A 14,708-nucleotide genomic window follows, 5' to 3' on the forward strand; every position below is an offset into this window, starting at 1 on the left:
ACTGAGGAGGGCCGGGCCCCGTGCCGGCCCATCACGAGGAGGAACGACCAGCCATGACGATGACCCCTGAGCAGGCCACGTGGTTCTCCGGCGTCTTCGAACGTCTCGTCAGCAACATCGACCGCGTGCTGCTCGGCAAGGACCACGTGATCCGTTTGGTCCTGACCGCCCTGTTCAGCGAGGGGCACCTCCTCCTCGAGGACTTCCCGGGGACCGGGAAGACATCACTCGCGCGCGCCGTGGCCGAGAGCGTGCGCGGGACGAGCAACCGCGTCCAGTTCACGCCCGACCTCCTCCCCGGCGACATCACCGGTGTCAACATCTACGACCAGCGCTCCGGGGCGTTCGAGTTCCACCGCGGTCCCGTCTTCGCGAACATCGTGCTCGCCGACGAGATCAACCGCGCGAGCCCGAAGACGCAGTCGGCGCTCCTCGAGGTCATGGAGGAGCAGCAGGTCACGGTCGACGGCGTGCGGCACCCGGTGGGTTCGCCGTTCATGGTCATCGCGACGCAGAACCCGATCGAGCAGGCGGGCACCTACCGCCTCCCGGAGGCGCAGCTCGACCGGTTCCTGATGAAGGCGTCGATCGGCTACCCGGACCACGAGGCGACGCTGCGCATCCTCGAGGGCTCGGAGCGGCGGGCTCATGAGGTGGTCGTCCCAGAGGTCATCTCGGCGGGCACGGTGATCGAGATGGCGACGATGGCGCGCGGCGTGCACGTCGACCCCACGATCAACGATTACATCTCGCGCCTCGTCGAGGCCAGCCGGTCCGCCGACGAGATCCGGCTCGGCGTGAGCGTGCGCGGCGCACTCGCCCTGCTCCGCGCCGCCAAGACGCTCGCTGCCGCCTCTGGCCGGTACTACGTCATCCCCGACGATGTGAAGGCCCTCGCGGAACCGGTTCTCGCGCACCGCCTGGTGCTCGACGCCGAGGCCGAGTTCGAGGGCGTCAGCGCGTCGAGCGTCGTCGGGCAGCTCCTCATCGAGGTGCCGCCTCCCAGCGAACGGATCGCCGTGTGACGACGGTCACCCGCACCTCCACCGAGCTGACCAACGCGCGTGCCCGGATCGTCGGGACGCGCGAGGGCCTGCTCGCCGACGCCATCGTCTGGGTCGTGCGGACGAGCGCGGTGGCCGGGCGCGCCGTCTCCGTCGCCGCACGCCGGGTCGGTTCCGTGGTCACGGGCGTGGGCTGGTCGGTGCTGGTGCTCGCGGCCGCGGCCCTCGTGACCGGGTACGCGTTCCGGCTCGTGGAGGCGGTGGTCGCCGGCTGGGCGGCGCTCGCCCTGCTGGTCATCGCCTCCGGGTACCTCGTCGGCCGCATCGGCTTCGAGGTCGGGCTGTCGCTCCCGTCGAACCGGGTCGTCGTCGGCGACCGGGCGCCCGGGCAGGTGAGCGTGCGCAATCCGCGGCGTCGCCGGCAGCCCGGCCTCCGCGTCGAGGTGCCCGTCGGGGGCGGCCTGGCGGAGTTCGCCGCGCCGTCCCTCGCGCCGGGGGAGGAGCACTCCGATGTGTTCGTGGTCCCGACGTCCCGTCGGGGAATCGTGCCGATCGGCCCGGTGCGAACGGTTCGCGCGGACCCCGTGGGCCTGCTTCGCCGCGAGGTGGTCTGGGCCGAGTCGCTGGACCTCTTCGTGCACCCCCGGACGATCGCCATCCCGAGCATGAGCACCGGATTCGTGCGGGATCTGGAGGGGTCGCCCACGCGCGACCTCACCGCGAGCGACATCGCCTTCCACGCCATCAGGGAGTACGTCCCCGGGGACGAGCGCCGTTTCATTCACTGGAAGAGCACTGCGAAGACCGGCAGCTACATGGTGCGCCAGTTCGAGGAAACCCGGCGCAGCCATCTCCTAGTCGCTCTCAGTCTCTCGGCGGCCGACTACGCCACCGAGGAGGAGTTCGAGCTCGCCGTCAGCGTCACCGGGTCCCTCGGCGTCCGGGCCATCGCCGACTCCCGGACGGTGTCCGTCGTCGCCAGCGTGGAGACCCCCGACTTCGCCAAGCGCATGGTCCTCGGCTCGCGGCGGCTCAGCACCATCAACCGCGGGCGCCTGCTCGACGACCTCTCCGGGGTCGAGACGTCCGGATCTGCCCTGCGCCTCCCGGAGCTGGCCCAGGTCTCGGCCGACGGAGCCACGGGCGTCTCCATCGCGTTCCTCGTCTGCGGGTCCACGCTGACGCCCGGGCAGTTGCGGGCGGCGGCCGCGCATTTCCCGCTCGGCGTCGACGTCGTCGCGATCGTGTGCGACGAGGGCGCGGTCCCGGCTCTGCGCCGCGTCGCGGACCTGAGCGTCCTCACCATCGGCTACCTGGAGGACCTCCAGCGGAGTCTCGCCCATCGGCTCGCCACATGACCACCGAGCGCACCGCCCCCCGGCCCGCGCGCCGTGTGTCCCTGATCGACGCGGCGCTCGCCATCGCTGCGGTCGGCCTCGCCGCGTGGTCGTTCTGGCCGGTCTACCAGTCGCCCGCGTTCGTCCTCATGCTGGCCTCCACGCTCCTCCTCGGTGGCGTGGTCGGCGTGGCCGGCGCCCTTCTCCGCTGGCCGAGCATCGTCGTTGCGGTCGCCCTCGTCGTAGCGTTCCTCGGGTTCGGGGTGCAGCTGGCCGTTCCGAGTGAGGCGGCGGCGGCGGGGCTCCTCCCGACCGGATCCGGGCTGGTCGACCTGGTCACAGCCACCTGGCTGAGCTGGAAGCAGCTGGTGACGATCAGCATCCCCGTCGGCGCCTACCAGGCGCTGCTCGTCCCGGCGTTCCTCCTCACCCTGCTCGCGGCGGTGATCACGACGACCATCGCCCTCCGTGCGTCACGGTCCGAGTTCGCCGCGCTGCCGCCGGTGCTGCTCCTCGCTTCAGGGGTCGCTCTCGGTTCGTCGGTGGCGGCGGTGCCGGTACCGCTCGTCCTCGCCCTGCTCGCCCTCCTGCTCGCCTGGCTGATCCGGTTCCGTCTGCGGGCGCGGGCCGCCTCCGTCCGAACCCTCCGCGAGCAGAGCGGCCTGCTGTCCGAATCGCGCCACGAGCGGCGATCGACGGCCGTGCTGACGGCCGCGGGAGCGACCGTGATGGTGATCGGCGCGTCAGCGGCGGGGATCGCGGCCGCGGCCCTGGTCCCTCCCGCCGGCGATCGCGCGGTCGTCCGCACCGCCGTCGAGCAGCCGTTCGACCCCCGCGCCTATCCGAGCCCGCTGAGCGGGTTCCGCGGCTACCTCGAGCAGCCTCGTGACGAGCAGCCGATGCTCACCGTCTCCGGGCTCCCGGCGGATGGCCGCCTGCGGATAGCGACGCTGGACACGTACGACGGCGTCACCTACTCCGTCGGGAGCGACGGAGCAACGAGTCCCTCCGGGTCGTTCACGCGGGTGCCGTATCGCATCGACCAGTCGAAGGTGTCCGGGAGGCGGTCGAGCATCGACGTCGTCGTCCGCGATTACCGCGGGCCCTGGGTTCCCGGCAGCGGTCAGCTCGAGCAGATCAGCTTCAGTGGGAAGGACGCGCCGGCCCTCGCCGACGCGTACTACTACAACGACGTGACCGGGACCGGGGCTGTCACCGCGCCGCTCCGACCGGGCGATTCCTACAGTGCGCAGTCCGTGGTGCGGCCGACGGTGACGCCGTCCGCACTGGAGAGGGTCGCACCGGGAACCGACCTCGTCCCGCGCCCGACCGTCGTTCCCGACGAGCTGCAGGCGACGCTGCAGAAGTACACCGCCGGCGTCAGCGGCGCGGGGCCGAAGCTCGCCGCGGCGCTCGAAGGCCTCGCCACCGACGGCTACCTCAGTCACGGTGTCGGCAAGGATGAGCCGCCGAGTCGCTCCGGTCACGGCGCGGACCGGATCACCGAACTGCTCACGGACGTGCCCATGCTCGGCGACCAGGAGCAGTACGCGGTCACCGCGGCGCTGATGGCGCGACAGCTGGGCTTCCCCGCCCGCGTGGTCGTCGGCTTCGTCGCCCCGAAGGGGACGCCCCCGGGCGCGTCTGTCACCCTCCTCGGCTCGGACATCTCCGCGTGGATCGAGGTGCAGACGACGACCGGCTGGGTGACGGTCGACCCGACGCCCCCGCAGCGACCGGTGCCGCCGAAGCAGCCCGACCAGCCGACCCAGATCACGCGACCGCAGACGAATGTGCAGCCTCCGGTCGACGACACCCCGCAACAGAACGAGGAGCCCCCGCAGGCGCAGGTCGACTCCACCAACCCTCAGCCGCCGAACCCCATCATCGAGACGCTGCTGGCGGTCCTCGCCGTCGTCGGCTGGACCGCGCTGGTCCTCGCCGTCCTGGCAGCGCCCTTCCTCGCCGTGATCGCAGCGAAGTGGAGGCGGCGCGCGCTCCGGCGGTCCGCGCGCACCCCGGCCGAACGGATCGTGGGAGGCTGGCGCGAGTTCGCCGACGCCGCGGTCGACCACGGGTACGACCCGCCGCCGGCCTCGACCCGCGTCGAGTTCGCGTCCACGATCGGGGGATCCCGAGCCGGGGCCCTCGCGCGGGTCGCCGACCGGGCCGTGTTCAGTCCCATCCCGCCCCGCGCCGACGAGGCCGACTCGGTGTGGGCCGCCGTCGACGACCTGCGGCGGCAGCTCGACCACCGCGACACGCGATGGAAGAGGCTCGTCGCGGCCGTCTCGCTGCGCTCCCTCGGTTACCGTGGGAGAACGGGACGAGGAAGGAAGCGCGCACGATGAACTGCCGGGTGTGTGGAGCGGAGCTCGCCGCGGGGAGCCTGTTCTGCGGTAACTGCGGAAGCTCGGTCACGGCATCGAGGGTGCGCCCCCGGGAGGTCGCCGATCCGCGCCCCTCCGACACGTCGATCATCTCGGACCGGCCGGCCGATCGCCCTCCGGCTCCCGCTGTCGCGGGCCGATTCCCGAGCGGTCTCCGCAGCGCTGACGCAGAGGAGGACGACGGCCTGGCGCCCACCGAGGCGATCGTGCTGCCGATCGAGTCCGCGCCGAGGGCGACCGCGCCGCGCCCCTTCACGCTCAGCTTCTCCACCGGCGAGGTGGTGGAGGTGACCGGTTCGGGGCTTCTCGGGCGCCGGCCGATCACCCAGCCGGGAGAGACCGTCGACCAGCTGGTCGTGGTGTCCGACCCGGCCCGCAGCGTCTCGAAGACGCACCTCGAGTTCGGCCTCGAAGGCGGCGAGCTCTGGATCTGCGACCGGTACTCCGGCAACGGCACCGTCGCGCACCCCCTGGGAGGGGTCGCGCGCCACTGCGAGGCGGGACGCCGTTACCGGGTGACGCGCGGCACCCGGGTGGAGATCGGCGACCAGTGGTTCGACGTCTCCTGACCCGGGCCCCGCTCGGCGATCAGGCGAGCGCCTCGCTGATCTCCACCGCCTCCAGGCCGTGGGCCTCGGCCACGCCCCGGTTGGTCACCCGCCCGGCGTAAACGTTGAGGCCGAGCGCGAGCGATCCGTCCGCACGGAGTGCCTCCAGCCAGCCCTTGCCCGCGATCGCACGCGCGTAGGGAAGCGTCGCGTTGGTGAGGGCGTAGGTAGAGGTGTGGGGCACCGCCCCGGGCATGTTCGCCACGCAGTAGAACAGCGACTGGTGGACCGTGAACGTGGGGTCGGCGTGCGTGGTGGGGTGCGAGTCCTCGAAGCAGCCTCCCTGGTCGACGGCGATGTCGACGAGGACGCTGCCCGGCTTCATGCGGGACACGAGCTCGTTGGTGACGAGCTTCGGAGCCTTGGCACCGGGCACGAGGACCGAGCCGATGACGAGGTCGGAGGCGACGACCGCCTTGTCGATCTCGAAGCCGTTGGACGCGATCGTCTTGATGCGACCGGCGTAGAGGGCGTCGAGCTCCCGGAGGCGCTGGATGTTGGTGTCGAGCACCGTGACCTCGGCGCCGAGGCCCACGGCCACCGAGACCGCGTTGGTTCCGGCGACGCCGCCGCCGAGCACGGTCACCACGGCCGGGTGCGTCCCCGGGACGCCGGGGACGAGCAGGCCCGGTCCGCCGTTCGGCTTCAGCATCGTGTTGGCGCCGACGATCGGCGCGAGACGGCCGGCGACCTCGGACATGGGGGCGAGAAGGGGGAGCGCGCGGCTCGGCAGCTGCACCGTCTCGTACGCGATGGCGACGACCTCGCTGTCGATGAGCGCGCGCGTCAGCTTCTCGTCCGCGGCCAGGTGGAGGTACGTGAAGAGGACGAGGCCGGGGCGGAAGTGCCCGTATTCGCTCTCGATGGGCTCCTTGACCTTGAGGACGAGCTCGCCGGCGGCCCAGGTGGCGGCCGCGTCGGGGAGGATTGTCGCACCGGCCGCCGCGTACAGCTCGTCGGGGATCGAGGACCCCTCGCCCGCACCCGACTCGACGAACACCTCGTGGCCGCCGCCGACGAGGTCGTGCACGCCGGCCGGCGTGATCGCCACCCGGAACTCGTTGTTCTTGATCTCGCGGGGGATCGCGACCTTCATGGGTTTCCTCTCACTTCGACGTGGTGGTTCGCTCTCACGATAGCGGGGTTCACGGAGGATCTCGACTGATTTCTGGAAGGTTTCGTGCTGAATCCGTGATGACCGTGCATTCTGACTTGCGGAATCGGTGGTTCGGGCGCCCTCGGAGCACAAACCATACAGACAGATGCGGTTTCCCGGGCAAAACGACCGGAACGGAACGGATTTCGTAACAAGTGTGTTTCCGGATGGACGATTCGCACTGCGATTGCTGCGGATCGCAACGCATCTATGCCAGGATCGGACCCACGCGGCGCCACGAGGATGTGCGTCGGCGGGGCGCCCGGCCGTGGCATGTGTCCGACCCTGAAGGAGCATCAGTGAATTCCACGCACCTCCCGCAAGACCCGATGACCCGCCGGCTGGTCCAGGCCGCCCGCGCCTCCCAGCTCACGCGGCGCGGCCTCCTCGCCGGCGTCGGCGCCGGTGCTGCCGCGCTCACGCTCGCCGCCTGTTCCGGCGGAGCATCGAGCCGGCCCTCCGCGGCGAAGGACCAGTCAGCGTCGGACAAGACGCTCACCTGGGCGAACTGGCAGGCGTACCTCGATCAGGACTCGAACGGCAAGTATCCGACGCTCGAGTCCTTCCAGAAGCAGACCGGGCTCCGGGTCAAGTACGACGTCGCCGTCGACGACAACAACACGTACTACGCGAAGGTGAAGGACCAGCTGGCGCTCGGCAAGGACATCGGAGCCGACACGGTCTGCCTCACCGACTGGATGATCGCCCGGTGGATCCGCCTCGGGTACGTGCAGAGCTTCGACGAGTCCGCCATCCCGAACAAGAAGAACCTCGTGGCGAACCTCGTGGACGTGGATTTCGACAAGGGCCGGACCAAGTCCCTGCCGTGGCAGAGCGGCTTCGCGGGCATCTGCTGGAACAAGGAGAAGCTCCCGGGAGGCCTGCGCTCGGTCGACGACCTCTGGAAGCCGGAGCTCAAGGGCAAGGTCGGCGTTCTGAGCGAGATGCGCGACACGATGGGCCTGCTCCTCCTCCAGCAGGGCGTCGACATCTCGAAGGACTTCAGCGAGGACGATTTCAACAAGGCGATCGACAAGCTGACCAAGGAGGTCAGCGACGGCCAGATCCGCAACATCAAGGGCAACTCGTACCTGAACGACCTGAAGTCCGGCGACACGCTCGCGGCGATCTGCTGGTCGGGCGACATCACCCAGTTGAATGCGGAGGCCGGTGACAACTGGCAGTTCGCGCTGCCGGAGGCCGGCGGCACGCTGTGGAGCGACAACTTCGTGATCCCGGTCGGGTCGCCCCGCAAGGCCAATGCCGAGAAGCTCATCGACTACTACTACGAACCCGAGGTCGCTGCCGAGGTGGCCGCCTGGGTCAACTACATCACGCCGGTGCAGGGTGCGAAGGAGGCGGCGACGAAGATCGACCCGGCTCTCGCCGACAACCAGCTGATCTTCCCCGACGAGGAGACGCTGTCCAAGGCCCACGTGTTCCGCTCGCTGAGCCCGGCCGAGGAGCAGAAGTACCAGGCCGCGTTCCAGAAGGTGATCCTGGGGGCCTGATGGCGAAGGGAGTTTTCGCCGAGTCCGGCGCCGACCTGCAGCTCGTCGGCATCAAGAAGCGCTTCCCCGGGTTCACCGCGATCGAGGAGCTCGACCTGACGATCCCCGCGGGATCGTTCTTCGCGCTCCTCGGTCCGAGCGGCTGCGGCAAGACCACGACCCTGCGGCTCGTCGCGGGGCTGGAGGAGCCGACCGAGGGCCGGATCCTGATCGGCGGCCGCGACGTCACGACGACGAAGCCCTTCCAGCGGCCCGTCAACACGGTGTTCCAGAGCTACGCGCTGTTCCCGCACATGACGATCCTCGAGAACGTCGCGTTCGGCCTGCGCCGGCGCCGCATCTCCGACCCGATCGGGAAGGCTCACGAGGCCCTCCGGCTCGTCGAGCTCGACCACCTCGCGGCGCGCCGCCCGGCGCAGTTGTCGGGAGGCCAGCAGCAGCGCGTCGCTCTCGCGCGCGCCGTGGTGAACCGACCCGCGCTCCTCCTGCTCGACGAGCCGCTCGGAGCGCTCGACCTGAAGCTGCGCCGCCAGATGCAGCTCGAGCTGAAGTCGATCCAGACCGAGGTGGGGCTCACCTTCGTGCACGTCACGCATGATCAGGAGGAGGCCATGACGATGGCCGACACCGTGGCCGTGATGAACCGCGGACGGATCGAGCAGATGGGGGCGCCCGAGCTGCTCTATGAACTGCCCGCCACGGTGTTCGTGGCGAACTTCCTCGGGCAGTCCAACCTCTTCGCCGGTCCGGTGATCGAGACGAGCGGGGAGACGATCGGCGTGGAGGTGGCGGGCGCCCGCATAAGGATTCCGCGATCCCGCGCGCAACGCGCGTCGGGACGTGTGACGGTGGGTGTGCGGCCGGAGAAGCTCTCGCTCCACGAGAGCGAAGCCGCCGCACCGGCCGGCGTGAACCTCCTCGGGCCGGGCCGGGTGATCGACGTCTCGTTCTCGGGCGTCAGCACGCAGTACCTGGTCGATGTGCCCGGTGTCGGCACGATGGTCGTCTTCGCTCAGAACAGGACGAGCGGGCCGGTCGCGGGTCTGGGGGCGGAGGTCTGGCTCTCCTGGGACGCATCGCACACCTTCGTCCTGGCCGACGAGCCTCCCGCCGACGGGCGTTTCGTCGACGACACCGACACGCGCGCCGTCGCAGCGCAGGCCAAGGACCGGATGCTGGCTGAGCTCGAGGAGGCCTGATGGCGATCGCCGCCTTCACGAGTGCCCCTGCCACCCAGGACCGGGAGCCCGCTGTCCGCCGCAAGTCAGGGATCGCGCTCGTGCTCCTGCTGCCCGGCGTCCTCTATCTGGTGCTGTTCTTCCTGACGCCGCTCGTCTCGCTCATCATCACGTCCTTCCAGGCGCCGGTGGTCGACGGGGACATCGGCGAGTACCAGGCGGCGTTCCAATGGAGCAACTACACCGACTCGATCGCCGAGTACTGGCCCCAGATCCTCCGGTCGTTCGGCTACGCCCTCATCGCGACGGCGGCCGCGCTCGTGATCAGCTACCCGCTCGCGTACTTCATCGGCGTGAAGATGCGTGCCCGGCCGGTGCTCCAGAACCTCCTGATGACCCTCGTCATCGCGCCGTTCTTCATCAGCTTCCTGCTGCGGACGCTCGCCTGGAAGGCGATCCTCAGCGACGACGCGTGGATCGCGAGCAGCCTCAAGGCGCTGAGCATCCTGCCGCCGGACGCTCACATCACGGGGACACCGTTCTCGGTCATCTTCGGGCTCACCTACAACTTCATCCCGTTCATGACCCTCCCGCTCTACTCCACGCTCGAGCGACTCGACACCCGCCTCCTCGAAGCGGGCCAGGACCTGTACGCGAGCAGCTGGACGACGTTCCGGAAGGTGACGATCCCGCTCTCGATGCCGGGCATCGTCTCCGGGACGCTCCTGACGTTCATCCCGGCGGCCGGTGACTACATCAACGCCTCGCAGGACTTCCTCGGGGCGGCGGACACCTCGATGATGGGCAACGTCATCGAGTCGAACTTCCTCGTCCTGCAGAACTACCCGACGGCGGCGGCGATGTCGGTGATCCTCATGGCCGTGATCCTCGTGATCGTCGGCGTCTACGTGCGACGGAGCGGAACGGAGGACCTGCTGTGAGCGACACCGGCCGCAACCGCTTCCGGTTCCCGGGCCTCGGCCTCGGCGTCTACGCGTTCCTGGCCCTCGCCTTCCTGCTGATCCCGATCGTCTACACGTTCGTGTTCTCGTTCAACGACGCCATCAAGAACAACATCGCTTGGCGCGGATTCACCCTCCGGAACTGGACGAACGTCTGCGACGCCGCCGGCATCTGCGATGCGTTCATGGCGAGCATTATCATCGGGCTCATCGCCACCGTCGTCGCGACGGTCCTCGGGACGATGATCGCCATAGCGCTCATGCGGTACCGTTTCCGGTTCCGCTCGCAGACGAGCCTGCTGCTGTTCCTCCCCATGGCGAGTCCGGAGGTCGTGCTCGGCGCGGGCCTCGCGGCCCAGTTCCTGAGCCTCGGCGTCAACAAAGGCTTCGGGACGATCATCGTCGCGCACGTGATGTTCTGCATCAGCTTCGTGGTCGTGACCGTCAAGGCGCGCGTCGCCTCTCTCGACCCTGCCCTCGAAGAGGCCGGGCGTGACCTGTACGGTTCGCCGAACGCCGTCTTCTGGCGGATCACGTTCCCCCTGCTGCTGCCGGGTATCCTGTCGGCCGCGCTGCTGTCGTTCTCGCTGAGCTTCGACGATTTCATCATCACGAACTTCAACGCGGGTGCGGTGACGACTTTCCCGATGTACATCTACATCGCGGCGTCCCGTGGGATCCCGGCACAGGCGAACGTGATCGCGTCGGCGGTGTTCATCCTGACGATCCTCGTCGTCCTCATCACCCAGCTGTCCGCGGCCGCTCGAGCGCGTCGTCTGGCGCGCAGCGTCGGCTGACCGGCGGGAGGGGGCGACTCGCGCCCTCCCGCCGGGAGCTCAGACGGTGGCGCGGATGCTGCCGACGGGTCGGCCGCCGCCGAGCACGGAGAGGTCGAGCTTCTCCAGCACGGTCGCGACAGCGCTCTCGCTGAGCGCTCCGGCGCGTGCCAGCAGCGTGAGCGCAGCGACCGTGGCGCCGCGCGAACTGCCGTCGAGCACCTTCAGCGCGACGGTCGTCCCGTCGGGCGCGGCCATGACCATGACGCCCTCCGCACCGCCCTTGGCGAACATGCCCAATTCGTCGATCACGACCGTATTGGCGCGCCCCGGGCCGTCGATCGCCCAGCCGTCGGCGAGCACCGCGTTCCGGATCGTCGCGGCATTGCGGAACAGGGCGAACGGCGACGAGTCGGACGCCGTCGCGAAGCGCTGGATGCCGCGGGCCAGCGAGGGCAGCGACATCGCGTGGACCGGGGCGCCGCAGCCGTCGACGCCGGTCGCCACCACCTTGTCGCCGGTGAGCCGCTCGACGGTATCCCGGATGTGGTGCTGGAGGGGGTGCTGCGGGTCGAGGTAGCTCTCGGTGGGCCACCCGTTGACCCGGCAGGCGATGAGCATGGCAGCGTGCTTGCCGGAGCAGTTCATGAACAGGGGCTGCTTCTGATCGCCGGCGCGGATCGCCTCCTCCCGCGCCTTGGCGTCGAGCGGCCAGTCGGGCGGGCACTGAAGGGCGTCCTCCGCGAGCTGGGCCTGGGCGAGGAGCTTGCGGACGACCGACAGGTGGGCCGGTGTGCCGGCGTGGCTCGCGGTCGCGAGCACAGCGGAGCTGCCCTCGAGCGGGACGCCGGCGCCCATCACCGCCACCGCCTGGAACGGCTTCATGGTGGACCGCGGGAAGATCGGGCTGTCGGGCGCGCCGAGCCTGCGCGCCACCGTGCCGTCGGGCGCGAGCACGACCGCGGAACCGAGATGGCGGGACTCGACGAATCCGCTGCGCTCGACGACGGCCAGCTCAGCCGCCTCCGAGCCCGCGAACACCGCCGGGGACGCGTTCACAGCTCCGCTCACAGGGAGGCGAGGGCGTCGTCGATGACGGAGACCGCGTCGGCGATGAGCTCGTCGCTGACCGCGAGGCTCGGGAGGAACCGGAGCACGTTGCCCCAGGTGCCCGCGTTGAGCAGCAGGACGCCGTTCTGCGCGGCGTGCGCGATGATCGCCGCCACCGCCTCCGGGTTCGGGACCTTGGTGGTCTCGCCCGTGCCCGGCTGCACCAGCTCGATGGCGATCATGGCGCCGATGCCGCGCACGTCGCCGATCACGTCGTACTTCTTCTGGAGCTCGAGGAGCGCGGGCTTGAGTGCGCGCTCGATCCGCGCACCCTCGGCGACGAGATCGTTCTTCTCGAGCTGCTCGAAGACCGCGATCGCCGCCGCGGCGGCGACGGGGTTGCCGCCGAAGGTCCCTCCGAGACCGCCCGGCTGCGCGGAATCCATGATCTCGGCGCGGCCGGTGACCGCGGCGAGCGGGAGGCCGCCCGCGATGCCCTTGGCGCTGAGCACGAGGTCGGGCACGAGGCCGAAGTGCTCGCTCGCGTAGAAGCGGCCGGTGCGGGCCATGCCGCTCTGGATCTCGTCGGCGATGAACACCACGCCGTTCGCAGTGCACCACTCCTGGAGGGCCGGCAGGAATCCGTCGGCGGGGACCATGAAGCCGCCCTCGCCCTGGATCGGCTCGACGACGAGGCACGCGAGGTCGGAGGCGCCGACGACCTTCTCGAGGTAGCCGATGGTGCGGGCAGCGGCCTCCTCGCCGCTGAGGCCGTCGCGGTACGGGTAGGAGCCGGGCGCGTGGTAGACGTCACCGGCGAGGGGCCCGAACCCGCTGGCGTACGGCATGGCCTTGTAGTTCATCGCCATCGTGAGGTTGGTGCGCCCGTGGTAGGCGTGGTCGAGGACGGCGACGGCACGACGGCCGGTGTGCTTGCGCGCGATCTTCACCCCGTTCTCCACCGCCTCGGCGCCGGAGTTGACGAGCACGGTCTTCTTGGCGTGGTCGCCCGGCGTGTGCTCGGCGAGGAGTTCGGCGACGCGCACGTACTCCTCGTAGGGGGTGATCGTGAAAAGGGTGTGGATGACGTCCTGGAGCTGATCGGCGGCCGCCGCCACGACCGTGCTCTCGGTGTGGCCGATCGTGGTCACCCCGATGCCGGCGCCGAAGTCGACGAACTGGTTGCCGTCGACGTCGACGAGGATCGCGCCGTTCGCGCGGGCGATGTAGACGGGGAGGGCCGACGACACGCCCACCGGCACGACCGCCTGGCGCCGCTGGTGCAGCTCCTGCGATCGGGGGCCCGGCACGGCGGTGACGATGCGGCGCTCCTGGGGGACGGTGTAGACGGGCGCGGTCGTGCTCACGGTGTCAGTCATGGTGATCCGAGTCTAACCGCGGTGCGAGAATCGGACCATGAAGCTCGAGCACACGTATGCGGTCGCAGTGGAATGGACGGGGAACCGGGGGACCGGCACGAGCGGCTACAAGGCCTACGGTCGCGATCACGTCGTGAGTGCGGAGGGCAAGCACCCGATCGAGGGCTCGGCGGACCGCGCGTTCTTCGGCGACCGGGACCGCTGGAACCCGGAGGAGCTCCTCCTGGCGGCCCTCGCCCAGTGCCACATGCTCAGCTATCTGGCCGAGGCGGCCTGGGCCGGGGTCGAGGTCGTGGGGTACACCGACGAGGCCACGGGCACCATGCAGCAGACCTCGAACGGCGGGGGCCACTTCACGAGCGCGACGCTGCGGCCCCGGGTGACCATCGCCGACCCGGCGCAGGCCGAGCTGGCCGCGAGCCTCCACGGGCCGGCCTCGGAGAAGTGCTTCATCGCGGCGAGCGTCAACTTCCCCGTGATCCACGAGCCGGAGCTTCTGACGCTCGTCTGAGCTTCCGCGGGGCACCGGGGAGGGTCAGAGCCGCTCCGGGCGGAGGGCGCGCCTCACCCGCTCCACCGTGTTCGCCGGCGGCGATTCGTTGTAGACGCCCGCGAGCTCCTGACCGGTCAGGGCGTGGATCGCGGCCATGATCTCGTCCGTGGCGAGCCGGCGTGCGCGGCCAGACTCCGCAGACCCGTAATGCGACACATCGATCGGCTCCCCGAACGCGACGGTCACCCGACGCACCCGGGGGAACGACACGCCGACAGGCTGCATCTCGTCCGTGCCGATCAGCCCGACCGGGACGACGACCGCGCCGGTGGTGAGCGCGAGCCAGCCGATCCCGGTGCGGCCCTTGTAGAGCCGGCCGTCGAGCGAGCGGGTCCCCTCCGGATAGAGGGCGAACGCGGCACCCGAGTCGATGATCCGCCGGGACTGCTCGAGCGCCTCCTGGGCCGCCTGGCCGGCGCCCCGCTTGACGCCGACGGCGCCGATCGCCGTGAAGAAGGCGCGCGACACGCGGCCCTTGAGGCCGCGGCCCTCGAAGTACGTCGACTTGGCCAGGAACTGCACCCGGCGAGGCGACGTCATGGGGATGAGGACCGAGTCGATGAACGACAGGTGGTTGCTCGCGAGGATGACCTTGCCGTGCTCGGGCACGTTCTTCCGGCCGATGACCCGCGGGCGGTAGACGAGTTTCGCGATCGGGGCGACGATCCAGCGACCGATGAAGTAGAGCGCACCCGGGCTCTTGACCGCGCCGGCGTCGTCGCCGGAGACGGTCCCGTCAGCGGGGGCGCGCATACTCACCCGATGAGACTAGACGCGGCCGTATTCCGCTTCCGGCATGGAGGC

13 protein-coding genes are annotated in these 14,708 nt (G+C 70.1%); 9 read left to right on the forward strand and 4 right to left on the reverse strand.

All coding sequences use genetic code 11. The features are described from left to right. Window positions 1-53: 53 nt before the first annotated feature. The 4 genes from FPT20_RS07275 (at window position 54) to FPT20_RS07290 (ending at window position 5,300) form a co-directional block, all read left to right on the forward strand. Complete coding sequence (locus tag FPT20_RS07275; protein ID WP_158863971.1) at window positions 54-1,025, forward strand: AAA family ATPase; 972 nt, start codon at window positions 54-56, stop codon at window positions 1,023-1,025. Continuing rightward, the gene (locus FPT20_RS07280; RefSeq protein ID WP_158863973.1) at window positions 1,022-2,362 is read left to right on the forward strand and encodes a DUF58 domain-containing protein; all 1,341 of its coding nucleotides are present in this window, start codon (window positions 1,022-1,024) and stop codon (window positions 2,360-2,362) included. The genes FPT20_RS07275 and FPT20_RS07280 overlap by 4 nt, the downstream gene beginning before the upstream one ends. Continuing rightward, a complete protein-coding gene (locus FPT20_RS07285) occupies window positions 2,359-4,692 on the forward strand; it encodes a transglutaminase domain-containing protein (protein ID WP_158863975.1) in 2,334 nt (777 codons plus the stop codon). The genes FPT20_RS07280 and FPT20_RS07285 overlap by 4 nt, the downstream gene beginning before the upstream one ends. A gap of 80 nt (window positions 4,693-4,772) precedes the next feature. After that, window positions 4,773-5,300, forward strand: coding sequence for a hypothetical protein (locus FPT20_RS07290; protein WP_233265427.1), 528 nt, complete (start codon window positions 4,773-4,775; stop codon window positions 5,298-5,300). Between the two features lie 19 nt (window positions 5,301-5,319). Here FPT20_RS07290 and ald read toward each other — a convergent pair whose 3' ends face one another. Further along, entirely contained in the window at window positions 5,320-6,435 is a 1,116-nt protein-coding gene (gene ald / locus FPT20_RS07295) for an alanine dehydrogenase (protein ID WP_158863979.1), read from the reverse strand. A 389-nt stretch (window positions 6,436-6,824) separates the two neighbouring features. Here ald and FPT20_RS07300 point away from each other — a divergent pair, with 389 nt between their 5' ends. The 4 genes from FPT20_RS07300 to FPT20_RS07315 are packed head-to-tail and all read left to right on the forward strand — an operon-like array spanning window position 6,825 to window position 10,943. After that, the gene (locus tag FPT20_RS07300; RefSeq protein WP_442786503.1) at window positions 6,825-8,006 is read left to right on the forward strand and encodes an ABC transporter substrate-binding protein; all 1,182 of its coding nucleotides are present in this window, start codon (window positions 6,825-6,827) and stop codon (window positions 8,004-8,006) included. After that, complete coding sequence (locus FPT20_RS07305) at window positions 8,006-9,205, forward strand: ABC transporter ATP-binding protein (protein ID WP_158863983.1); 1,200 nt, start codon at window positions 8,006-8,008, stop codon at window positions 9,203-9,205. Before FPT20_RS07300 ends, FPT20_RS07305 begins: the two co-directional genes overlap by 1 nt. Beyond that, window positions 9,205-10,125, forward strand: coding sequence for an ABC transporter permease (locus FPT20_RS07310; RefSeq protein WP_158863985.1), 921 nt, complete (start codon window positions 9,205-9,207; stop codon window positions 10,123-10,125). The genes FPT20_RS07305 and FPT20_RS07310 overlap by 1 nt, the downstream gene beginning before the upstream one ends. Then, window positions 10,122-10,943, forward strand: coding sequence for an ABC transporter permease (locus FPT20_RS07315; RefSeq protein ID WP_233265428.1), 822 nt, complete (start codon window positions 10,122-10,124; stop codon window positions 10,941-10,943). Before FPT20_RS07310 ends, FPT20_RS07315 begins: the two co-directional genes overlap by 4 nt. 39 nt (window positions 10,944-10,982) lie before the next feature. Here the strand turns inward: FPT20_RS07315 and FPT20_RS07320 are convergent, their stop codons facing one another. After that, entirely contained in the window at window positions 10,983-11,981 is a 999-nt protein-coding gene (locus FPT20_RS07320; protein ID WP_199245703.1) for an asparaginase, read from the reverse strand. A gap of 8 nt (window positions 11,982-11,989) precedes the next feature. Further along, entirely contained in the window at window positions 11,990-13,351 is a 1,362-nt protein-coding gene (gene gabT, locus FPT20_RS07325) for a 4-aminobutyrate--2-oxoglutarate transaminase (RefSeq protein WP_158863989.1), read from the reverse strand. A gap of 37 nt (window positions 13,352-13,388) precedes the next feature. On the opposite strand from gabT, the gene FPT20_RS07330 reads away from it, so the two are divergent. After that, complete coding sequence (locus tag FPT20_RS07330; protein ID WP_158863991.1) at window positions 13,389-13,862, forward strand: OsmC family protein; 474 nt, start codon at window positions 13,389-13,391, stop codon at window positions 13,860-13,862. A 24-nt stretch (window positions 13,863-13,886) separates the two neighbouring features. Here FPT20_RS07330 and FPT20_RS07335 read toward each other — a convergent pair whose 3' ends face one another. After that, the gene (locus FPT20_RS07335; protein ID WP_158867911.1) at window positions 13,887-14,657 is read right to left on the reverse strand and encodes a lysophospholipid acyltransferase family protein; all 771 of its coding nucleotides are present in this window, start codon (window positions 14,655-14,657) and stop codon (window positions 13,887-13,889) included. Between the last annotated feature and the right edge of the window lie 51 nt (window positions 14,658-14,708).

The sequence above is a fragment of the Leifsonia sp. AG29 genome (assembly GCF_009765225.1).
Taxonomy (GTDB): Bacteria; Actinomycetota; Actinomycetes; order Actinomycetales; family Microbacteriaceae; genus Leifsonia.

Excerpts from the sequence above, each read along its gene's own strand:
- FPT20_RS07285 (WP_158863975.1), top strand. The coding sequence starts at position 2,359 with ATGACCACCGAGCGCACCGCCCCCCGGCCCGCGCGCCGTGTGTCCCTG.
- FPT20_RS07310 (WP_158863985.1), top strand. The coding sequence starts at position 9,205 with ATGGCGATCGCCGCCTTCACGAGTGCCCCTGCCACCCAGGACCGGGAG.
- FPT20_RS07330 (WP_158863991.1), top strand. The coding sequence starts at position 13,389 with ATGAAGCTCGAGCACACGTATGCGGTCGCAGTGGAATGGACGGGGAAC.
- FPT20_RS07275 (WP_158863971.1), top strand. The coding sequence starts at position 54 with ATGACGATGACCCCTGAGCAGGCCACGTGGTTCTCCGGCGTCTTCGAA.
- ald (WP_158863979.1), bottom strand. The coding sequence starts at position 6,435 with ATGAAGGTCGCGATCCCCCGCGAGATCAAGAACAACGAGTTCCGGGTG.
- FPT20_RS07305 (WP_158863983.1), top strand. The coding sequence starts at position 8,006 with ATGGCGAAGGGAGTTTTCGCCGAGTCCGGCGCCGACCTGCAGCTCGTC.
- FPT20_RS07335 (WP_158867911.1), bottom strand. The coding sequence starts at position 14,657 with ATGCGCGCCCCCGCTGACGGGACCGTCTCCGGCGACGACGCCGGCGCG.
- FPT20_RS07300 (WP_442786503.1), top strand. The coding sequence starts at position 6,825 with ATGACCCGCCGGCTGGTCCAGGCCGCCCGCGCCTCCCAGCTCACGCGG.
- gabT (WP_158863989.1), bottom strand. The coding sequence starts at position 13,351 with ATGACTGACACCGTGAGCACGACCGCGCCCGTCTACACCGTCCCCCAG.